20 protein-coding genes and 1 tRNA gene are annotated in these 19,653 nt (G+C 62.9%); 13 read left to right on the forward strand and 8 right to left on the reverse strand.

Annotated elements, in window-relative coordinates:
• The first annotated feature begins 20 nt into the window (after nucleotides 1–20).
• The 3 genes from AXZ77_RS18980 (at nucleotide 21) to AXZ77_RS18990 (ending at nucleotide 3,701) form a co-directional block, all read left to right on the forward strand.
• On the forward strand, nucleotides 21–1,511 hold the full coding sequence (locus AXZ77_RS18980) for a DUF2125 domain-containing protein (protein ID WP_098412347.1): 1,491 nt from the start codon (nucleotides 21–23) through the stop codon (nucleotides 1,509–1,511).
• 68 nt (nucleotides 1,512–1,579) lie between these two features.
• Complete coding sequence (locus AXZ77_RS18985; RefSeq protein WP_098412348.1) at nucleotides 1,580–2,929, forward strand: TldD/PmbA family protein; 1,350 nt, start codon at nucleotides 1,580–1,582, stop codon at nucleotides 2,927–2,929.
• Nucleotides 2,916–3,701, forward strand: coding sequence for a 3'(2'),5'-bisphosphate nucleotidase CysQ (locus AXZ77_RS18990; RefSeq protein ID WP_098412349.1), 786 nt, complete (start codon nucleotides 2,916–2,918; stop codon nucleotides 3,699–3,701). The genes AXZ77_RS18985 and AXZ77_RS18990 overlap by 14 nt, the downstream gene beginning before the upstream one ends.
• A gap of 3 nt (nucleotides 3,702–3,704) precedes the next feature.
• Here AXZ77_RS18990 and AXZ77_RS18995 read toward each other — a convergent pair whose 3' ends face one another.
• Nucleotides 3,705–4,334, reverse strand: coding sequence for an NrsF family protein (locus AXZ77_RS18995; protein WP_098412350.1), 630 nt, complete (start codon nucleotides 4,332–4,334; stop codon nucleotides 3,705–3,707).
• Nucleotides 4,331–4,879 carry a sigma-70 family RNA polymerase sigma factor gene (locus tag AXZ77_RS19000; protein WP_078522786.1) on the reverse strand — a complete coding sequence of 183 codons (549 nt, stop codon included), beginning with the start codon at nucleotides 4,877–4,879 and terminating at the stop codon, nucleotides 4,331–4,333. Before AXZ77_RS19000 ends, AXZ77_RS18995 begins: the two co-directional genes overlap by 4 nt.
• Nucleotides 4,880–5,032: 153 nt before the next feature.
• Between AXZ77_RS19000 and AXZ77_RS19005 the strand changes: the two genes are divergently transcribed.
• From AXZ77_RS19005 to AXZ77_RS19025, 5 genes are all read left to right on the forward strand, one after another.
• The gene (locus tag AXZ77_RS19005; protein ID WP_078522705.1) at nucleotides 5,033–5,305 is read left to right on the forward strand and encodes a DUF2282 domain-containing protein; all 273 of its coding nucleotides are present in this window, start codon (nucleotides 5,033–5,035) and stop codon (nucleotides 5,303–5,305) included.
• Between the two features lie 57 nt (nucleotides 5,306–5,362).
• Complete coding sequence (locus tag AXZ77_RS19010) at nucleotides 5,363–6,205, forward strand: DUF692 family multinuclear iron-containing protein (RefSeq protein ID WP_098412351.1); 843 nt, start codon at nucleotides 5,363–5,365, stop codon at nucleotides 6,203–6,205.
• The gene (locus tag AXZ77_RS19015; protein ID WP_098412352.1) at nucleotides 6,189–6,962 is read left to right on the forward strand and encodes a DNA-binding domain-containing protein; all 774 of its coding nucleotides are present in this window, start codon (nucleotides 6,189–6,191) and stop codon (nucleotides 6,960–6,962) included. Before AXZ77_RS19010 ends, AXZ77_RS19015 begins: the two co-directional genes overlap by 17 nt.
• Nucleotides 6,959–7,426: a DoxX family protein gene (locus tag AXZ77_RS19020; protein WP_098412353.1), complete on the forward strand. Its 468-nt coding sequence runs from the start codon at nucleotides 6,959–6,961 to the stop codon at nucleotides 7,424–7,426. Before AXZ77_RS19015 ends, AXZ77_RS19020 begins: the two co-directional genes overlap by 4 nt.
• An 80-nt stretch (nucleotides 7,427–7,506) precedes the next feature.
• Nucleotides 7,507–8,040: a flavin reductase family protein gene (locus AXZ77_RS19025; protein WP_255266566.1), complete on the forward strand. Its 534-nt coding sequence runs from the start codon at nucleotides 7,507–7,509 to the stop codon at nucleotides 8,038–8,040.
• A gap of 16 nt (nucleotides 8,041–8,056) precedes the next feature.
• Here AXZ77_RS19025 and AXZ77_RS19030 read toward each other — a convergent pair whose 3' ends face one another.
• Genes AXZ77_RS19030 through AXZ77_RS19045 form a run of 4 tightly spaced genes read right to left on the reverse strand, consistent with a single transcriptional unit; the run spans nucleotide 8,057 to nucleotide 11,885 of the window.
• Nucleotides 8,057–8,626, reverse strand: coding sequence for a membrane integrity-associated transporter subunit PqiC (locus tag AXZ77_RS19030; RefSeq protein ID WP_176536083.1), 570 nt, complete (start codon nucleotides 8,624–8,626; stop codon nucleotides 8,057–8,059).
• Between the two features lie 12 nt (nucleotides 8,627–8,638).
• A complete protein-coding gene (locus AXZ77_RS19035) occupies nucleotides 8,639–10,663 on the reverse strand; it encodes an MlaD family protein (protein WP_098412356.1) in 2,025 nt (674 codons plus the stop codon).
• The gene (locus tag AXZ77_RS19040) at nucleotides 10,660–11,274 is read right to left on the reverse strand and encodes a paraquat-inducible protein A (protein ID WP_255266549.1); all 615 of its coding nucleotides are present in this window, start codon (nucleotides 11,272–11,274) and stop codon (nucleotides 10,660–10,662) included. The genes AXZ77_RS19035 and AXZ77_RS19040 overlap by 4 nt, the downstream gene beginning before the upstream one ends.
• Nucleotides 11,271–11,885 (reverse strand): paraquat-inducible protein A, encoded by a 615-nt coding sequence (locus AXZ77_RS19045; RefSeq protein WP_246831995.1) that lies wholly within the window; start codon nucleotides 11,883–11,885, stop codon nucleotides 11,271–11,273. Before AXZ77_RS19045 ends, AXZ77_RS19040 begins: the two co-directional genes overlap by 4 nt.
• Nucleotides 11,886–12,029: 144 nt before the next feature.
• Here AXZ77_RS19045 and AXZ77_RS19050 point away from each other — a divergent pair, with 144 nt between their 5' ends.
• The 5 genes from AXZ77_RS19050 (at nucleotide 12,030) to AXZ77_RS19070 (ending at nucleotide 17,918) form a co-directional block, all read left to right on the forward strand.
• Entirely contained in the window at nucleotides 12,030–12,878 is an 849-nt protein-coding gene (locus AXZ77_RS19050; RefSeq protein WP_098412358.1) for a flagellar motor protein MotB, read from the forward strand.
• 120 nt (nucleotides 12,879–12,998) lie between these two features.
• Nucleotides 12,999–14,333, forward strand: a complete 1,335-nt coding sequence (locus AXZ77_RS19055) for a flagellar hook protein FlgE (protein WP_098412359.1) — start codon at nucleotides 12,999–13,001, stop codon at nucleotides 14,331–14,333.
• Nucleotides 14,334–14,363: 30 nt separating this feature from the next.
• Complete coding sequence (flgK, locus tag AXZ77_RS19060; protein WP_098412360.1) at nucleotides 14,364–15,818, forward strand: flagellar hook-associated protein FlgK; 1,455 nt, start codon at nucleotides 14,364–14,366, stop codon at nucleotides 15,816–15,818.
• 1 nt (nucleotide 15,819) lies between these two features.
• Nucleotides 15,820–16,821 (forward strand): flagellin, encoded by a 1,002-nt coding sequence (locus tag AXZ77_RS19065; RefSeq protein ID WP_098412361.1) that lies wholly within the window; start codon nucleotides 15,820–15,822, stop codon nucleotides 16,819–16,821.
• Entirely contained in the window at nucleotides 16,821–17,918 is a 1,098-nt protein-coding gene (locus AXZ77_RS19070; protein WP_098412362.1) for a flagellar basal body P-ring protein FlgI, read from the forward strand. Before AXZ77_RS19065 ends, AXZ77_RS19070 begins: the two co-directional genes overlap by 1 nt.
• Before the next feature lie 82 nt (nucleotides 17,919–18,000).
• Here AXZ77_RS19070 and AXZ77_RS19075 read toward each other — a convergent pair.
• Nucleotides 18,001–18,076, reverse strand: a tRNA-Thr gene (locus AXZ77_RS19075).
• Nucleotides 18,077–18,128: 52 nt separating this feature from the next.
• Entirely contained in the window at nucleotides 18,129–19,646 is a 1,518-nt protein-coding gene (locus AXZ77_RS19080) for a heme biosynthesis protein HemY (protein WP_098412363.1), read from the reverse strand.
• Between the last annotated feature and the right edge of the window lie 7 nt (nucleotides 19,647–19,653).

Genomic DNA, 19,653 nt, shown 5'->3' on the forward strand with positions numbered 1-19,653 from the left:
AGTGGAAAGGTACCCCTCTCATGGCATGGCTCAAAACCGTCGGTTCCGGCGCCGTTGTGGTTTCGCTGCTGTCCACCACGGCCTCTTTCGCGGATGTCACCGCAGAGCAGGTCTGGCAGGCGTGGCAATCCGAATACCAGACCTACGGCTACGAGGTGATGGTCGGCGGTCAGAACCGAGAGGGCGACACGCTCACCGTCTCCGACGTGAAGATGGTGCGCAATGTCGACAATATGAGCCTCACCCTCGACGTGCCGGAACTCAAGCTGCGCGATCGCGGCGACGGCACGGTGGAGACGACCTTCCCCGAGACGATGACCGGCGACATGACCGGCAAGCCGGGCACCGACGCCTCGGACATCGCCATGAAGATGACGATGACCCAGACGGACAGCAAGGTCATCGTCTCCGGGTCGCCGGGCGACCTGACCTACGATATCGACGCGCCGAAACTGACGATGGATCTCGACCAGACCGTCACCGCCGAGGGGCAGGATGTACCGGTCAAAATGTACGTCTCGCTGGAGAACACCAAGGGCAATTACCACGTCGTCGATGGCGACATGCATTCGGTCGACTCCAAGATGTCCATCGGCACGCTCGACCTGACCGCGTCGGGCGCCGATCCCGAGGGCAGCGGCACGTTCAACATGAACGGCCAGATGAACGACCTCGCCTATGAAGGAAGTTTCGCGATGCCCAAAGGCATCGACTCCGAGAAACTCGACGAGGCGCTCAATGCCGGGGCGAACCTCGATCTGAGCATGACCTATGCCAGCTCGAACTGGACGACGACCGCTGACAGTCCCGACGGCAAGGTCGATCAGAAATCCAGCGATGAGGGCGGCAAGCTCGATATCGCGATGTCGAAGGACGGCCTGTCCTTCGGTGGCCAGAGCAATACCGGCCATATCGAGATGACGACGCCCGAACTTCCCTTCCCGATCACCGCGGATATCCAGTCGGCGGACATGACCTTCGCGATGCCGGTCGCGAAATCGGATGAGGCGCAGGATTACAAGGCGAAGCTTGGCTTCAACGGCGTCACGGTCTCGGACAATATCTGGGCCATGTTCGACCCGAATGGCGATCTGCCGCATGACCCGGCGACGCTGCAGGTCGATCTCTCGGGCAAGATGAAGCTCTCCGAGGACCTGTTCAGCCCGGCCGCCGCCGCGATGGACTCGCCGCCGATGCAGGTCGACACCGTCGATATCAACAACATCAAGCTGTCGATGGTCGGCGCCGATCTGAACGGCAACGGCGCGCTCGAGCTGAAAAATGGCGGGCCGATGCCGATGCCCACGGGCAAGATCGACCTGACGCTGACCGGGGCGAATGCGCTGATGGACAAGCTGGTCGCGATGGGGCTCGTGCCGCAGGATCAGATCATGTTCGGGCGGATGATGCTCGGCCTCTACGCCAAGCCCACGGGCGACGATGCCTACGAGTCGCAGGTCGAGTTCAAGGATGGCGGGGAAATCCTCGTCAACGGCCAACGCGTCCAGTAAAGACTGAAACCCACGGCGAGAAGCCGTCCGGGTCTCCGGGCGGCTTTCGTTTTTCTCACGAGGTGGAAATGACCAAGCCCTCTCTCTCCGATCTGACCCAGTCGCTGCTCGAGGCTGCGAAGCGCGCAGGTGCGCCTGCCGCCGATGCCATTGCGGTCGATGGGCGCTCGGTTGCGATCGATGTCCGCGAAGGCCGTCTCGAACAGGCCGAGCGGTCGGAGGGCGTCGAGATCGGGCTGCGTGTCCTTCTCGGCGGCAAACAGGCCTGCGTGTCCGCCTCCGATATTTCCGCCCGCACCTTCGAGGAAATGGCGCAGCGCGCGATCGCGATGGCCCGCGAAGCGCCGGAAGATCCGTTCATCGGGCTCGCCGATCCGTCGCAGCTGACCGACCGCCGCGATGCGGACGGCATGGAGTTGGCCGATCCGAGCGCCGAGCCCTCCGCCGAGGCGCTGCAAACCGATGCGCTCGAGGCCGAGGCCGCAGCGCTTGGCGTCGACGGCGTCACCAAGGTGCAATCCGCCTCCGCCGCCTATTCCTATCGGCGCGTCCATGTCGCGGCCTCCAACGGTTTCGCGGGCGGTTACGATCGCAGCTCGCGCGTCGTCTCCGCCGTCGCAATTTCCGGCGAGGGGCTGGGGATGGAGCGGGACTGGGCCGCCGAGAGCCGCATCTTCCAGTCAGATCTGCCCAGCGCGCAGGAAATCGGGCGTCTGGCAGGCGAACGCGCCGCCGCCCGCGCCAATCCGCGCCGCCCGAAAACCGGCGCCTATCCGGTGCTGATCGACGAGCGCGTCTCGGGCAGCCTGATCGGGCATCTTCTGTCGGCGGTGAACGGGCAGGCGATCTGCCGCGGCGCCTCGTGGCTGCGCGACGCGTTGGACGAACAGGTCCTGCCCGAAGGCCTGTCGCTGATCGAGGAGCCGCATCGCAAGCGCGTCTCCGGCTCGCGCCCCTTCGACGCCGAGGGTCTGGCCACCGCGCGCCGCGCCATCGTCGAGAATGGTGTGCTGAAAAGCTGGACGCTGGACCTCGCCTGCGCGCGCAAGCTGGGGCTGCAGTCGACCGCGAATGCCAGCCGCGGCACCTCTTCGCCGCCCTCGCCCGGCATCGGCAACGTGACCCTGACCCAAGGCGACCAGACGCGCGAAGAGCTGATGGCCGAGATGGGCACTGGGCTTCTCGTGACCTCCTTCATCGGGGCCACGATCAACCCCAATACGGGCGATTATTCGCGCGGGGCCTCGGGCTATTGGGTGGAAAACGGCCAGCCGGTCTATCCGGTCAATGAATGCACAATCGCGGGCAACCTGCGCGATATGCTCCGCAGCATCCGGCCCGCGAATGACGCGCGGATGCATCTGAGCCATATCGTGCCCTCGCTCCTTCTCGAAGGAATGACGCTTGCCGGAGACTGATCTTCCCCTGCTCATCGAGACCGCGAAAGAGGCCGGTGCGCTCGCCCTGACTTACTGGAAGAAGGCGCCCGAAGCCTGGGACAAAGGCGACGGGGCCGGTCCGGTCTCGGAGGCCGATCTGGCGGTGAACGCGCTGCTGGAAGAGCGCCTGCGCGGCGCCCGGCCCGATTACGGCTGGCTGTCGGAGGAAAGCACCGACGATCCGGCGCGTCTCGAGGCGCGCTCGACCTTCATCGTCGATCCGATCGACGGCACGCGCGCCTTCCTCGCCCATGACGGCGGTTTCGCCCATGCGCTCGCCGTGGTGCGCGATGGCGCGGTCATTGCGGGCGTGGTGCATCTGCCGGTGCACGATCTCACCTATTCCGCGACGATCGACGGTCCGGCCTGCCTGAACGGCGAGCCCCTGCGCCCCGGCGCGCAAGAGGCGCTGTCCGGTGCGACGGTGCTGACCTCGAAACTCTCCGACAATCCAAGCTTCTGGCGTCACGGTCCGCCGGATTACCAACGCCATTTCCGCTCGTCGCTGGCGTGGCGGCTCTGTCTGGTGGCGGAGGGGCGGTTCGATGCGACGATTTCGCTGCGTCCGGCATGGGAGTGGGATATCGCCGCGGCGAGCCTGATCGCGCAACGCGCCGGGCTGCTCGCCACCGACCGCAACGGCCGCGCGCTGCGGTTCAACCGGTCGCCGCCGCAATCGAGCGGACTGGTCGTCGCCAACCCGACCCTGCATGAGAAATTCATCGAAAATCTGGCGTTTTGGCCGGATTAGGGTCTACCAGCGCAGCACGCGCGTCCCGATCAAAGCGCCCGCAAGCATCACCACGACGATCCCGGCCCCGTACCACGTGACGTAGAAAAGCGGGCTGTCCTCGGTGCAGTGCAGGGCATAGATCGCGGTGCCCATGCCTCCGGCGGCAAGCCCCGCCAGCGCCCCGGCCCGGGCCGGGCGCGTCACCGCCCCTTTGCGCAAGCTGATAAGGAGCGCGCCCAGCGCCGGGAGGGACAGCATCGGCACGGAGATCAGGCAGGGCAGGATCGTCTCGCCCTCGAAATCCGCCATGCGCTGACCGTCGGGCGTGGTCAGGAAGGCATAGGCCAAAAGCGCTGCCCCGATCGCGGGGAAAATCCAGAGCCACCCGGTCGATACCTTCACCGTGGGCCGCCCCAAACGCACCGCCATCGGGGTCACAAGCACGGCCAAAACTAGCGGCAGGTAGAATTTCGGGGCGATTTCCGGCGTCATAAGGGTCTGTTGCAGCGGAAAACGCAGGCCATAGACCGAAATCACGAACAGTGCCGACAGCAGAAGCGCCGGCACAAGCCAGCGGCCAAGCACCTGCTTCGGGCGCGGATCGGGCAACGTGTCTTGTTGCAGTACGGATATCAGGTCTTCGGTTTTCATATCTCGATCAGCCTCTCGCGAAGCGCGGCCAGTTTTTTCAACGAACGATGCAGCATCACGCGCACCGCTCCCTCACTCATATCTAACGCATCGCCGGTTTCCGCGATGCTTTTCCCTTCGAGCCCGATAGCGCGCACCAGCTGCGCGGCGCGGGGCTCGAGATGGGTCAAAAACGTCTCTATATCGGCCTTTTCCGTGGGATCGGCCTCTGGAGCGGCGGGCAGCATTTCGGCGAAATCCTCCACCGGAAGATGGATACGTCGCCCGCGCTTGCGAAACGCATCGACCACCTTGTGCCGGGCGATCGCGTAGCACCACGGCGCCGCCGGCTCATCCTCGCGCCACGTGTGACGCTTCAGATGGATGGCGAGCAACACCTCCTGCACGACATCCTCGCAATCGGCTTCGGACAGCCCTGCACCGCGTGCCCGCACGACAGACCGCAACACCGGGGTAACGGCCTGCAGGAACAGACCGTAGGCGCGCTTGTCGCCCGCATTCGCAGCCCGCAGGAGCTGCGACCAATCTGCCCGCCGATCATGCATCATCGCCATCCTTTCGTTCGCGAATATGCCTTCGTTACAGCCGGAGCGAAAAACTTTTTTCGTTCACGCTGGCGTGATCGGCGTAACGCGGCCGTGACCTGACGCGAAGGGTGATCAGGACCGCAACGGTCCCAACCAATCAGGGAGACTACCATGAAGACCGAAACCACCCTTGGCTTTGCAACCGCTCTGACCTGCGCGATGGGGCTGGCCAGCGCCGCCCATGCCGAAGATCAGGCGATGGAGAAATGCTACGGCGTCGCGATGGCCGGGCAGAACGATTGCGCCGCCGGGCCCGGCACCACCTGCGCCGGCACCGCGACGATGGATTATCAGGGCAACGCCTGGAAACTCGTCCCGGCGGGCACCTGCACCGAGATCGAGACGCCGCACGGCATGGGCTCGCTCGAACCCAAGGAGATGTGATCCCAAGCGGGGCGTGCGGACTGCGCGCGCCCCGTTTCCTCACCGATGGAGGCTGCCATGACACTGCCACGCAAAGCGGGCCTCGGCTTCAAGCCAGAGCATTTTCCCGCCATAACAGAGACGAAACCGGATCTCGGTTTCTTCGAAATCCACGCGGAAAACTATATGGGTGCGGGCGGGATGCCGCATGCGATGCTGGAACGGTTGCGCGCGGATTATGCGCTTTCGGTGCATGGCGTGGGCCTCTCGATCGGCGGGCCCGATCCGCTGGATCGCGACCACCTCGCGCGGCTCAAGCTCTTGTGCGACCGATACGACCCCGAGAGCTTCTCGGAACACCTCGCCTGGGCAAGCCATGGCGGCGTCTGGATGCACGATCTGCTGCCCCTGCCCTACACGGCGGAAACACTGTCGCTGATCTGCGATCACGTCGATGAGGTGCAGGAGCATCTCGGCCGCCGGATGCTGCTGGAGAATCCGGCGACCTATGTGCTCTTCGACAATTCCGATATCCCCGAGACCGAATTTCTGACGGAGATCAGCCAGCGGACCGGCTGCGGATTGCTGCTCGATGTGAACAATGTCTTCGTGTCCTGCGTGAACCACCGACAGGATCCGCGCACCTATCTGGAGGCGTTCCCGCTGAACCGTGTCGGCGAGATTCATCTGGCGGGCCATGAAGAGGAAGAGCTGCCCTCCGGGCCCCTGCTGATCGACAGCCACGGGCGCGAAGTCGCGGAGCCGGTTTGGGCGCTTTACGCTGAAACAGTCTCTAAAACCGGCCCGCTACCGAGCCTTATCGAATGGGATAACGACGTGCCGGACTTCGCCACCTTGATGGCCGAGGCCGAGCGTGCGTCGATGATCCTGTCGGGTGACCACCATGCCCTCGCATCGTGACTTCGCCCGCGGTTTCCGCGAGGGCCTGGCCGGAGGGCCCGCGCCGCAGAACGCTACCGCCCAAGATCCGACCGAGATTGAGCGCCGCTTCGACGTTTACCGCAACAACGTGGCGCATGGGCTGACACAGGCCCTCGCGCGGCATTTTCCGGCAATCGAACGGCTTCTTGGCGCGGATTGCTTCCGGGGGCTCGCCCGGGCCTATATCGCCGAGCACCCGCCGCGCACGCCCGTCCTGACCGAATGGGGCGGCGCGTTCCCGGCCAATCTGGCGGATGAACCTTCACTGCAATCGCTGAGCTATTTGCCAGATGTCGCCCGCATCGAATGGGCGCGCAGCCGGGCGTATCACGCAGCGGATTCAGAGCCTATTGCGCCGGAATGCCTGCAAGAGACCGCCACGCGCGCGGGTACTCACCTGTGCCTCGATCTTCATCCGTCGGTGCAGGTTCTTCAGCTGCTGACGCCCGCCGGTTCGATCTGGGCCTCGCAACAACCGGGTGGCCCCGCTCCACCGCGGGCGAAGGAGTGGAGACCGGAGACGCTGCTGATTGCACGGCGCGGGATTTCTCATGTGATCACGTCCGTCGTTCGCAGTTCGACCGGCCGCTTCGTCTCGGCCCTCTGTGCAGGCGAAACCGTCGCCCGCGCACAGGATCGGGCGGGAGCGGATTTTGACCTCAACGCAGCGCTTCTGCTGCTGGTGGAAAACGCGCTGATCGTCGGCGCGGGCATCGAAACAGGAGACGAGTCATGACCGATACGATCGAGGTGAAAACGCCAAAACAGGGTCTATTCCGGCTGTATCATCGGTTTTCCGATATAGCCCAGCGCTTCCCGGAGGAGATTGTTCTGATCGGAGCGCGGCTCTTTCCGGCGATGGTGTTCTGGATGTCCGGGCGGACCAAGGTGGAGGGGTTCATGATCAAGGATTCCACCTTCACCCTCTTTCAATACGAATACGACCTGCCCGTCATTCCGCATGAGTGGGCGGCGGTGCTCGCAACCTTCGCGGAGCATTTCTTCCCATTGCTGCTGATCTTCGGCCTTGGCAGCCGCTTTGCTGCACTGGCGCTTCTGGCGATGACACTGGTGATCCAGATCTTCGTCTATCCCGGCGCATGGGTCACGCATGGGCTTTGGGCAATCGCGCTTCTGACGGTTCTGATGAAGGGCCCCGGGCGGCTTTCTCTCGATAAGCTCATCGGATTGGAACGCTGAGCCTTGCTCTCCCCGCCTGCACGATTATGTGTGAGCGCAAAGGAGAGCCGATGCGCGAAAGCGACGATATCGAAGCCGCAATGGGCCGCGCCGAGAGCGACGGCCACGGCCACCAGCCCGACCCGGCGAATACGCGGCTTTTGCGCGATGCGCTCGCGCAATTCGCGACCGGCGTGACCGTGGTGACCGCCTGCGCGCATGAAGACGCGGCAGAGTCTGTCGGGATGACGGTGAACAGCTTCGCCTCGGTCTCGCTCGATCCGGCCCTGATCCTGTGGTCGGCGGCGCGCTCCTCGTTCCGACATGCGCATTTCACGGCAACGCCCGCCTTCGCGGTGCATGTGCTGCGCTACGATCAGGAGGCGCTGGCAAAGCGGTTCACGAAGCGCGGCGATGGGTTCGACGGCCTATCCTACCGGCTGAACGCGGCGGGCGTTCCGCTGATCGACGACACGCTCGCCCGGTTCGAATGCACGACCGAGGCGCGCCATGACGGCGGTGATCACACGATCATCATTGGTCGCGTCACCCGCTTCGTGAAAGGCGCCGGGACCGATCCGCTGCTTTTCGCGGGCGGCCAGTTCGGGCGCTTCGTTCCCGATCAGCGCAGCTGATCGAACTCTCGACGTATCAGCGCAGCTGAGCGATCTGCCGCGCGAGCATCGTCACCGCAGTGCTATTCGCCTTGGCGATCGCTTGCGCTTGAGGATCCTGAGAGCCCATCGGCACCGTGAAATCGAACCGCCGCACTGTGTCGCCGCTGCTCTCAAAGCCACTCGCCGTCACGAAATAGACCCCCGCGACATGCAGCTGCCCATCGGCGCCGGGCAGCATCTGCTCGATCCGCACCTCGATCTTGCGCGTGGGCGGATCGGCGAGCGGCCACGGCTCGGAGATCACCGTCGCGCCGGAAAGGGACGAGATTTGCCGCGCCAGCGCCAGCGTCACCGACCGCGCCGGATCATCCGCCCAGAGATTGTCCGGGTTCGACCGCAGCGCCCCGTCCTCTGTCTGGAACGCGATCTCCTGCCCGCCCGCATATTGCGGCAGCGACACCTCGCGCAGTTCCGCCCGGCCCAGCCGGTTCGGCAGCGCCTTCTCGGCGGTGGGCGGGTCGATCGGGTAGCGCGCGATACTCTCGGGATCGGAACAGGCGGCGAGGCCCAGGAGGCATAGCGGGATCAGGCTCAGAGCTTTCATCGTCATCTCCTGTCAGCGGCCCAGAATAAAGGACTGCGGATTGCGTTCGATCATACGCGCGAGCGAGCCGATATTCGAGATCGCCCGACGCAGTTCGCGTAGCGTATTGAGGGTTTCGTTCGAGAAGTTGGAACCGCGCCCATAGGTCGCCACCAGTGCCTGCGCCTGATCGACGAGCGATTGCAGCTTCTGCGTCAGTTCCGGCAGCTGGTCGGAGGCTTTCGACACCGAATCCGCCGCGCTCTGCGCCGCATCGAGCGTCTGGTTCAGCTTGTCGGCAGCATTCGCCTCCTTCAGCTGGGTCAGGATCGCCGCGGTCTGCTCGAGCGTGTCGTTGAGCGATTGCGGCAGGTCCTGCGTGCCGGGCTTGTTCAGAAGCTGGTCGATACTGGCGAGGATCGTGTCGAGTTTATCGCCCACATCCTTGAGCGGCATATCTGCGATGGCCGTCGCGGCGCGATCTGCGGAAGAGAGCGTCTCGTCGAGACCCGAGATTTCCTCGAGCACGGAGGACGCCGCTTCCGTCACCCGGTCGAGCGCAGACACCGTCTTGTCGGCGGCATCCTTGTTGTTCAGCTCGGTCGTGAAGGTCTTGAGCTGCTCCAGCAGACCGGACAACTCGCCCGGCACTTTTCGCGTCTCCTCGCTCTCGGCCACGGCGGAGATCGAGTCCAGCGTGCGGATCGCGGAGTTCATCACCTCCTCGATCGGCAGCCCTTCGATCCGCTTGAAGACGCCCTGCGCCGATTTCGAGAGATCGTTCTCCGCCGCAGGCGCGGTCGGAATCGTCGGATAGGGTTTGGCGTCGAGATTCATCTCGGCGTCCGGCAGATCGGGCACATCGGTCAGTTCGATCACCGTCGTTCCGCCCAGAAGCCCGATATTGGCGATCCGCGCTCTCAGCCCACTTTGAATCTCGCCCTGCAGGAACTGGGTCACGGCCTCTTCCCCGGCATCGCGGGACAGGCCGAGCCGATCCGGCGACAGCGCGATGGTCAGCTGTTGCTGCGCGTAGCTCTGACCGGTGCTGTCCTTGCGGATTTTGATCGCAAGCGCGGTAACCTCACCCGCCTCGACGCCCCGGAACTGCACTTTCGAGCCGACTTCGAGCCCCTGCACGGGATCATCGAACAGCAGCGTGTATTTCGGCGGGTCGACCACATCGGACTGGAAGACCGAGTTTTCCGCCGTGTCCTTGCCGTCGTAGAGGCGGAAGGCGTGTTCATTCTCGACGATCCCGCCGCCGCTGGTGAACGTGTCGAATTCCACCCCGCCCTGCACCAGCGTCGCGAGCGAGCGCACGTCGAGGCTGAGACCGGAGGTGTCGAATTTCACGGAGAAGCCCGACGTGTCCCAGAACCGGGTCTGCGTCGTCAGCTGTTTGTTATACGGGGCTTCGACGAAGGCATCCACGATCACGCCGGACCCGTCATCGTCGAGCCGCAGGTTCTGCAGATGGCCCACCGTCAGCCCGCGATAGAGCACCGGCGCCCCATCGACGATCCCGCCCGCATCTTTCGCGCTCAGCTCGATAATGGTGCCCTTGCTCGGATCGGGGGAGATCGGCGGCTTGTCGAGACCCTGAAACATGCTCTGCTCGCCGTTGGGCTTATTGTTCCAGAAGCCCTCGATATAGGTGCCCGACAGCACCGTCCCGAGGTTCTGAATACCACGCGCCGACACTTCGGGGCGGACCAGCCAGAATTTCGCATCCTGATCGACGAACGGCGCAACCTCGTTGTCGATGCGCACGCCGAGCTGCACCTGCTCCAGATCGGGGGTAAAAGAGACGCTCTCGACCTTGCCGACATCGACATCGCGGAACTTGAGCGGCGTGCCGATCTCGACCCCGGTCGCATCCTTGAAGTTGATGTGGATGAGCATCCCGCGATCCGAGACCGTCTTCCATGCGACGCCGAGCGTGATCAGCAAGGCAATCAGCGGCACGATCCAGACGACGGAAAGCCGCGTCCAGATCGGGCGCGGAGCGTTGGAGGTTTCCAGCTCGGCCGGGCCGGTCTCGGGGGTGTCGTTCATGAACTCACTCTGTCAGGGCCGCGCCAGATCAGGCGCGGGTCGAAGCTTTGGGCGGATAGCATCGTGAATGCAACCGAGAGGGCGAAAGACGCGGCGGCAGGGCCGGGATGGATCGAGGCCACGAAGCCAAGCTGCACCAGTGCGGAGAGGATCGCGACTACAAAGACGTCGATCATCGACCAGCGGCCGATGAATTCCACCACCTCGTAGAGATGCAGGTGCGGATGGCCGCCTTTGCGGCGCTCGTTTCCGACCGCGAGGGCGAGATAGGCGATAGCGATGAATTTCCCGATCGGGATCATCACCGAGGCGCCGAAGATGATCAGCGCCACGCCGTAATTGTGATGCCGCCACAGTTCGATCGCGCCGCCGACGATGGTGTTTTTCTGCTCATGGCCCAGCGTCGCCGTGACCAGCATCGGGTAGAGATTGGCGGGAATGTAGAAGATCAGCCCCGCGATCCACCACGCCCAGACGCGCTGCAGCCCGCTCTTGTCGACCTTGTGCAGCGTCGCGCCGCAGCGTTCGCAATGCGCATGATCCGGGGTCCAGACCCGACCGCAGCGGGTGCAGCCGATCAACCCGGCATCGGTGGCGGTCAGCACATTCATTTTCGTTCGATCGCGTCCCATATCGTCCATTTGCTGACAAAGGAGTTCTTGAGCGCGATCACGATGATGAGAACGCAGAAAGCCCAGAAGGCGGGTCCGAGCGACACCTTGGCGAGACCGCCAAGTTTCACCAGCGCCACCGCCGTGCCGATGATGAAGATCTCCGCCATCGCCCAGGGCTGGCTTTCCTCGGCGAGGCGGAACATCGTCGCGGCATGTTTCCAGGCGGGTTTGCCATTGGCGAGCGGCCAGAGCGTGTAGATCAGCGCAGCGAAGCGGAAGATCGGCAGCGCCACGATCATCGACAGCACGAAGAAGGCCAGAGGCGCGATCCAGCCGTCGGAAAACGCCATCGCGACCCCGAAGATAGAGCTCTCATGGCTCAGCCCGCGGGTCGAAATCTCGAGGAACGGAAAGAAGATCGCTCCGATCATCAGGATCATCCCGGTGAAGGAGAAGGCGATGACATGCAGAAAGGACCTCTCGCGCGGCGAGATCAGCACCGTTCCACAGCGAACACAGGTCGCCCGCTTGCCATCGGGCAGATGCGTCGCACGATAGAGCGCGTCGCATTGCGGACAGGCAATCAGGTCGGCCGGGTCAGCTATCATTGTGTTCGGGTGCCCATTCATCTGCCAAATCTAGCGATTGGCCGCGCCACGACAAGGGAAGACGCGGGTAGCGCGCATTTTATCCGTCAATCGCCTGTTAACACGCGCCCACTATACCGGAGCTGGGTGAAAAGAGGTGGTGGAATGAGCAACCGCGAAAACGCGGCGCCAATCATCATCAAGCGTAAGAAGGTCGTCGCGGGCGACGGGCACCACGGTGGGGCGTGGAAAGTGGCCTATGCCGATTTCGTCACTGCGATGATGGCCTTCTTCATGCTGATGTGGTTGCTGAACGCGACAACCGAGAAACAGCGCAAGGGCATCGCGGATTACTTCAATCCGACGATCCCGATCAACCGCATCTCCGGTGGCGGCGAAGGCGCTTTCGGCGGGGATTCCGTCTTCTCCGAGGACCAGATCGCACAGAGCGGCACCGGTGCCGTCTCGCAACGCCCGACCGAAGAGCGTCAGGCCCGCGGCGAAAACTCCGCCGAGGACAAGCAAGACAACGATACCGCCCGTTTGAACGAGATGGCCCGCGCGATCGAGCAAGCGCTGATGGGCGTCGGCGGCGAGTCGATGGTGAGCGAGCAGCTCGCGCGTCATATCGTGACCCGCGTGACCGACGAGGGTCTGATCATCGAGGTCTCCGACCTTCCCGACGCCCCGCTTTTCGTGGGCGACACCGCGAAGCCGCAGCCGGTTCTCCCCGATCTGGCGAAAATCCTGACGCGGGTCTTCTCGATCGTTTCGAACAACGTCGCGATCAACGGCTACACGAGATCCTACCCGAAAATGCTGGCCCATGACCCGGTTTGGGAGCTCTCCGCCGCACGCGCCCAAGCGATGCGGACATTGCTGGACGAGGCTGGCTTCCCCCCCGATCGGATGCAACGCGTCAGCGGCTTCGCCGATCGCAAACCGAAGGTCGAGCGTGCGATGGACCTGCGCAACAACCGTCTCGAAGTGATCGTGCTGCGCAATGGCCGGTAAGGCGCGTCTTAGCGAAGCGGTAACCACGGGTCGAAAAAGCTGGACCTGTTAGGGCGATCTTAAACACCCGGGCGCAAAGGTAGGAATGAACTTCGGACGCAGCAGCAGAAAGGCGCATCCATGTCCATTTCTTCCTCGCTCAATGCGGGCGTGGCCGGCTTGGCCGCGAATGCCACACGTCTTGCCACGATCTCGGACAATATCGCGAATTCGGGTACATACGGCTACAAGCGCGCCGTCACCGAATTCGAAAGCATGGTGATCAATCAGGCGGCGAAGACCGGCTCCTATTCGGCTGGCGGCGTCCGTGCCTCCACGAGTCGCCTCATCGAAGAGAGAGGCTCGCTGGTCTCCACCTCGAACGCGCTCGACATCGCGGTTTCCGGGCGTGGCATGCTGCCCGTCATGACGGCCGTGGCGCTCGATAACTCCACGGGCGACGAGCCCTTGAAGATGACTACGACGGGTGCGTTTCGCACCGATGTCGACGGGACCCTGATGACCGAATCCGGGCTTGTTCTGCTCGGCTGGCCCGCCAGCGCCGATGGCACCATCCCGACCTTCGCGCGCGACACGATGTCGGGGATGGAACCGGTGGTGATCAACGCCAACCAAACAGCCGGCGACCCCACGACGACTCTCAATCTCGGGGTCAACCTGCCCGCGACCGATACCGAAGCCGGCTCGGCTGGTGATACGCTGCCGCTTTCTGTCGAGTATTTCGGAAATCTCGGAACATCCGAAACCCTGGACATCACCTTCGAACCGACGATTCCGGCCAGCGGCGCCTCGAACGAGTGGTCCATGGTCATTCGCGACAGTGCCACGGTCGATGACCCGGGCACCCCCGCGACCGATGAAAGCGTCATCGGGCGCTACGTCCTGACCTTCGACGACAGCCGTAGCAGCGGCGGCACACTCGCCTCGGTCAGTGTCATCTCCGGCGGCACCTATGATTCCTCGACCGGAACGCTCGATCTCTCCGTCGCAGGCGGTCCGCTAAGCGTCACCATCGGCAAGATTGGCGATACCAACGGGTTGACGCAGCTCTCCGACAGTTTCTCTCCGACCTCGATCACGAAGGATGGCTCACCCGTCGGCAACCTCACGGCCGTCGAGATCGATGAGGATGGCTATATCAAAGCCACCTACGACACCGGGTTCATCCGCACCGTCTATCAGATCCCCCTCGTCGATGTACCCAATCAGAACGGTCTGATCGCGCTCGACAAGCAGATTTTCGAAGTCTCCTCGAACTCCGGCTCTTTCTTCCTGTGGAATGCCGGTGACGGTCCGACCGGGTCGATCGAAGGCTACGCTCGCGAAGGCTCGACGGTCGATGTTGCAGAGGAGCTGACCAATCTCATCCAGACGCAGCGCGCCTACTCGTCCAACGCCAAGGTGATCCAGACGGTCGACGAGATGCTGCAGGAAACCACCAATATCAAACGCTGATCCTGATCGGATCGGCGACGGGAGGTCGCAATGGGAATCTCGCAAACGCTATCCAATGCCTTGTCGGGCCTCACCGCAGCCTCTCGCATGGCCGAGGTCGTGGCCTCCAATACCGCCAACGCGCTCACCGACGGCTACGCCCGGCGCGAGATTTCACTCGGCGCGCAGGTCGTCGGCCAGCAAGGTGCCGGTGTTCGCGTGCTCAGCATCGACCGCATCGTCAACGAAACCCTCCGCAGCGATCTCCGCCTCTCCGATGCTGCGGCCCAAAACGCATCGCTGCGCGGCGACTTTCTTTCAACCTTTGAAGCTCGCATCGGCACGCCGGAGGATGCGAGCTCCCTATCCTCCAAATTCGCAGAGTTCGAAGCCTCGCTCGTCGAAGCTGGCAGCCGCCCAGAAAGCGAAGCCCGCCTGTCCACAGTGCTGAGCGCCGCCCGCGAGGTTACCGGACACCTGAATACGCTCTCCGCAGAATTGCAGGACAGCCGGATGGACGCAGACCGGAAAATCGCGACGCAGGTCGATGCCCTGAACAGCGCACTCGCGCAGGTCGATGAACTCAACGCAACGATCCTGGCCGGAAAGGCCGCGGGCCATGACACCAATGCCCTCAAGGACCAACGTCAAACGCTGGTCGACCGGATCTCCAGCATCGTTCCCACCCGCCAAGTCCCGCGCGAAAACGATCAGATCGCACTCTTCACCACAGGCGGTGCCGTCCTTCTCGAAGGCAATCCAGTGGAGATCGGGTTCACGGCGCGCGGAATCATAACGCCAGACATGACCCATGACGGAGGGGTTCTCTCAGGCCTCACGCTCAACGGAAACGCCGTCTCAAGTGACGATGACGGGTTCTTCGGCGGCGGCACGCTTGGCGCCCTCTTCGCCATCCGTGATACCCTCGCTCCAAAACTGCAGGTTCAGATCGACGCACTCTCCCGCAACCTGATCGAGAGGGTCAGCGACCCGGCGGTCGACCCAACACTCAGTGGCGGCGCAGCCGGTCTCTTTACGGATGGCGGAGGCCCGCTCGATCCGCTCAACGAAACAGGCCTCGCCGGTCGGATCGTCATCAACCCGCTCGCGGACCCTGAACAAGGCGGCTCGCTCTCGCTGCTGCGTGACGGGTTCGGCGCATCTACCCCTGGCCCCGTGAGCAATGCAGATAACCTTTTCGCACTCGCCACAGCGTTAACGACCGCGTCCGCACCTGCGTCCGGGAATTTCGGCCCGTCGCTTCATTCAAGTGCAGAGCTTTTCGCAAGCTTCTTGTCCCAAGTCACGAGCGATCGCCAAAGCAACGAGGCGACTCAAACCTATGCAACGACCCGCTACGACACATTGAAAGAGCAGTCCCTCGCTGAGGGCGTCGATACTGATCATGAAATGCAGAAACTTCTGCAAATTGAAGAACTTTACAGCGCCAATGCACGCGTCATTCAAACCGTTGACGCACTGATCAAACAGCTTCTGGAGATTTGAGATGAACTATCTCTCTGTTGGAGACATGGCGCTGAATTTCCAGATGCGACGCCACAATGCAGCGCTGGATACGAAATTGGCGACCCTTACCCAGGAAGTGACGTCTGGCATAAAATCCGATCTCGGCGCCGCCGTATCCGGCGACTTCGGCGCGCTCTCCGCGATCGATCGGAGCCTGAGATTGTTCGACGCATTCGACCTCGCCACTACCGAGGCGAGCCAATATGCAGACGCGATGCAACACAGCCTCGAGCGGATCGGCAACCTCGACGACGGCATCAGTACGGCCCTCATGTCCGCCGCAACCACCTCCAGCAAGATCATGATCGACGCGACCGTCGCGTCGGCAGCCGAAAAGTTCGACGCGCTGATCGCGACGCTCAACACGAATTCTGTCGGACGCTACATATTTGCGGGCGATCAAGGAGATACGACCCCGCTGTCCGATGCCGAAACGATTATCACGTCCCTGTCTGCGGAGATTTCAGGGGCCACGAATGCGACGGATGTACTCGCGACCCTTGATACGTGGTTCGCCGACCCAAGCGGTTTCAGCGCAACCTCCTATCAAGGTGGCGAAGCCAGGGGAAAATTCCACATCGCAGAGGGCGAAACCGCCGCGATCGATGTCACCGCAAATGACCCACGCGTCAAAGATGCGATCAAGGGCTACGCCATAGGCACGCTTTTGCACCGGGGTTTGTTTGACGGAGACCTGGCCGAGCGAAGTGCGCTTGCGAAGGAAGCGGGTGAGAGAATTCACTCGGGATCTCTCGCAACTGTCGAACTCGCTGCCGAAGTCGGTTCGTTCGAAGGCAAAGTCGCCTCGGCAGCGACACGGAACGATAGCGAACGCGCCAGCCTTGAAATTGCACGGACGAAACTCATCGGCGTCGACCCGTACGACTCGGCAACCGCGCTTGAAGCCGTACGCTCCCAGATCGAGACGCTCTATCTTCTGACAAGTCGGCTCTCGAACCTCTCGATGACGGATTACATGTGATGTGGCGCTGGTTACTCGTTGCCCTCGTTTTACTTCCGCAGATCGCTCTTTGCGCCCCGATCCGCATTAAGGATCTGGTCGAATTCGACGGAGTGCGCGGGAATGATCTCGTCGGCTATGGTCTGGTCGTTGGATTGAACGGCACGGGCGACGGGTTGCGCAACGCTCCCTTTACCGAAGAGATCATGTCGAACATGCTCGAACGGCTCGGCGTTAACGTTACCGGGGAACAGTTTCGACCGAAGAACGTCGCCGCCGTTATGATCACGGCGAGCTTGCCACCCTTCGCACGCGCCGGAAGCCAGATCGACATCACAGTCTCAGCGATTGGTGACGCCAAAAGCCTTCTTGGCGGCACCCTCGTAATGACCCCTTTGAAAGCGGCAGATGGCGAGATCTATGCGGTCGCGCAAGGCGCGATCATTGCTGGCGGCGCCGTCGCACAAGGTAACGCCGCTTCGGTGACTCAAGGCGTGCCGACCTCAGGAAATATTCCATCCGGCGCGCGCGTCGAGCGCGAAATCGCATTCGAGATAAATGATCTCAATACGGTGCGCCTCGCGCTGCGCACGCCCGACTTCACCACTGCAAGCCGAATTGAAACCGCCATTAACCGCGAATACGGGCGCCGCGTCGCGGAAATGCTCGATGGCGGCACTGTCGCTTTGAACATTCGCGAGACCCGCGCGCGCTCGGTCGCGCATGCGATCGGCCGGGTGGAGAATCTCAGTGTCGAACCGGAACAACGTGCCCGGGTCGTGGTCGACCAGCGTTCGGGCACGATCGTTATGGGGCGCGACGTGCGGATTTCGCGCGTTGCCGTCAGCCAGGGGAACCTGACCCTCAAAGTCGAGGAAAGCCCCCTCGTGGTGCAACCCAACCCGTTTTCGCAAGGAGATACGGTCGTCGTCCCCAGATCGCAGGCGACTCTCACAGAAGAGCCAGGCATTCGCATGGCCGAAGTTCCACAGGGCAGCTCGCTATCGGAATTGGTCGCGGGGCTCAACGCGCTCGGCGTTAGCCCGCGCGACATGATCGACATCCTCAAGAGCATCAATGCTGCGGGCGCGTTGCATGCCGAATTTGTCGTGAATTGACCTGAAGCCTCGAGAACGACTGCCCTGAAACAAGCGAAGCGGAACCTTGCGGTTCCGCCTCTGCGCCTGAACTTTCAGGAAGTGGTGCCGGTGATAGGACTCGAACCTACGACCCCATCATTACGAATGACGTGCTCTACCAGCTGAGCTACACCGGCACTGTGGCGGGCGATTACCATGCTCTTTCGGGGATGTGTAGCCCCAAAATGATCAAGCTGTCGCAGTTCCGCTTTGCGTCTCCTTCGATGCGCTTGCAGCCTCGCCTTCCTCCTTCGGCGGATCGACGATTTCCGCGTCCTGAATGGGGGCGTCTTCGGCTTCATCCTCTTTCTTGGGCGAGGGTTCGGCACTCGGCTTGCCCACGATCAAGGGCAGCATCTCCGCCCCATGCGGCAGCGGCGACTGCGCCTGTTGCGGTTCGCGCCAGCTGAGCGTGTCGAAGCCACCGCAATTGTCGCAGATAGGCGTCCATTCGGACTGAATATTCTGACATTTATCGCAGCACCATTGCGGACCGCGCGGCGCAGTCAGGGCTCGGGCCAACCACCCGCGCACGACGACATCCTCCGCCCCTTCGCCACGCTCGACCGCCGCCATGATCGTCAGCGACCGGGCCGTCGGATGGGTTTCGACGAGATCGCCCAGCGCCCGGCGCGCCGCCGGGAAGTCTTCGGCCGCGATGTTCAGTTCCGCTTTCAGAAGGCGGGTTTCCTCATGATCGGGACGGCTCGAAAGCAGCTTCGAGAATCGCTTCAGCCGTGCTTCCGGCGTCTCATCCGGGGTAATCTCCGCGAAAGCGGTCGCAAGATCCGGATGCGGCCGCACTTCCCAAGCCTTGCGCAGGATGCGTTCCGCCGCGCCTTTCTTGCCCTTGTCGATATAGGCGCGCGCCGCCATCACGACGGCAGGCACCAGATCGGGCGACGCTTTGGCAGCCGAAATCGCGGCTTCGCGCGCCTCGACGCTCGCGCCTTCCTGCCAGACGCCCTTGGCCTCTTGCAGCGCGAGGACAGCATCGCGGCGCTTATGGACGTCACGCGGCAATTCGCCCTGACGCATCTTCGCCTGCAAAATCTCCCGCGCGCCTTTCCAGTCGCCCGTTTCGGTCTGCAGACCCAGAAGCGTATCCTGAACTTCACGGTGACGCGGCTTGATCGCATAGGCTTTCTGCGCGAGCTTCAGCGCCGTTTCGGTATCGCCCTCTTCGAGCTTCTGGCGCAGCAGCCCGCGAATCCCCACGAACCGCGTGCGGTCATCGGCAAGGAGCCGTTTGTAAACTTCGGTCGCTTTCTTCGAGTCGCCCGAGGCTTCCGCCGCCTGCGCGGTGAGAAGGTTGGTCAGCTCCGGGCGTTGCAGATAGCGCTCGGCCTTCGCCGCTTTCGACATGGCGAGCTTGCCCTCGCCGGATGCGGCTGCGAGCAGCCCTTCGGACAGAGCCTGATAGCCTTTGCGTTCACGATGCCGGTCGAAATAGCGGGTAATCGCGGTTTCGTCGCCCGCGAGGAAGCGCAGGAAGGCGACCACCAGACCGACGACCCGGATCACGATCCAGACCGCGATGAAGAGGATGATCGCCGCGATCACCGCCTGCAGCGGCCCCAAGGTGAATTCCATACCGAGCGTCGTGATCCGCAGACCGCCCGTCATCTCGGCGAGATGCGCGAGGCCCAGGGTCGCCGCGGCGACGACAATCAGAAACAGCGCGATTTTGATGAATGACCAGATCATGTCTGTC

The organism is Thioclava sp. ES.031 (genome assembly GCF_002563775.1).
In the GTDB taxonomy this organism is placed as follows: domain Bacteria; phylum Pseudomonadota; class Alphaproteobacteria; order Rhodobacterales; family Rhodobacteraceae; genus Thioclava.

Bases quoted from the DNA above. Each gene is read 5' to 3' on its own strand.
- AXZ77_RS18980 (WP_098412347.1), top strand. From the start codon at position 21: ATGGCATGGCTCAAAACCGTCGGTTCCGGCGCCGTTGTGGTTTCGCTG.
- AXZ77_RS19040 (WP_255266549.1), bottom strand. From the start codon at position 11,274: ATGAATGTGCTGACCGCCACCGATGCCGGGTTGATCGGCTGCACCCGC.
- AXZ77_RS18985 (WP_098412348.1), top strand. From the start codon at position 1,580: ATGACCAAGCCCTCTCTCTCCGATCTGACCCAGTCGCTGCTCGAGGCT.
- AXZ77_RS19045 (WP_246831995.1), bottom strand. From the start codon at position 11,885: ATGATAGCTGACCCGGCCGACCTGATTGCCTGTCCGCAATGCGACGCG.
- AXZ77_RS19015 (WP_098412352.1), top strand. From the start codon at position 6,189: ATGCCCTCGCATCGTGACTTCGCCCGCGGTTTCCGCGAGGGCCTGGCC.
- AXZ77_RS19025 (WP_255266566.1), top strand. From the start codon at position 7,507: ATGGGCCGCGCCGAGAGCGACGGCCACGGCCACCAGCCCGACCCGGCG.
- AXZ77_RS18995 (WP_098412350.1), bottom strand. From the start codon at position 4,334: ATGAAAACCGAAGACCTGATATCCGTACTGCAACAAGACACGTTGCCC.
- AXZ77_RS19030 (WP_176536083.1), bottom strand. From the start codon at position 8,626: ATGAAAGCTCTGAGCCTGATCCCGCTATGCCTCCTGGGCCTCGCCGCC.
- AXZ77_RS19050 (WP_098412358.1), top strand. From the start codon at position 12,030: ATGAGCAACCGCGAAAACGCGGCGCCAATCATCATCAAGCGTAAGAAG.
- AXZ77_RS19070 (WP_098412362.1), top strand. From the start codon at position 16,821: ATGTGGCGCTGGTTACTCGTTGCCCTCGTTTTACTTCCGCAGATCGCT.
- AXZ77_RS19005 (WP_078522705.1), top strand. From the start codon at position 5,033: ATGAAGACCGAAACCACCCTTGGCTTTGCAACCGCTCTGACCTGCGCG.
- AXZ77_RS19010 (WP_098412351.1), top strand. From the start codon at position 5,363: ATGACACTGCCACGCAAAGCGGGCCTCGGCTTCAAGCCAGAGCATTTT.
- flgK (WP_098412360.1), top strand. From the start codon at position 14,364: ATGGGAATCTCGCAAACGCTATCCAATGCCTTGTCGGGCCTCACCGCA.
- AXZ77_RS19080 (WP_098412363.1), bottom strand. From the start codon at position 19,646: ATGATCTGGTCATTCATCAAAATCGCGCTGTTTCTGATTGTCGTCGCC.
- AXZ77_RS19055 (WP_098412359.1), top strand. From the start codon at position 12,999: ATGTCCATTTCTTCCTCGCTCAATGCGGGCGTGGCCGGCTTGGCCGCG.
- AXZ77_RS19020 (WP_098412353.1), top strand. From the start codon at position 6,959: ATGACCGATACGATCGAGGTGAAAACGCCAAAACAGGGTCTATTCCGG.
- AXZ77_RS19035 (WP_098412356.1), bottom strand. From the start codon at position 10,663: ATGAACGACACCCCCGAGACCGGCCCGGCCGAGCTGGAAACCTCCAAC.
- AXZ77_RS19000 (WP_078522786.1), bottom strand. From the start codon at position 4,879: ATGCATGATCGGCGGGCAGATTGGTCGCAGCTCCTGCGGGCTGCGAAT.
- AXZ77_RS19065 (WP_098412361.1), top strand. From the start codon at position 15,820: ATGAACTATCTCTCTGTTGGAGACATGGCGCTGAATTTCCAGATGCGA.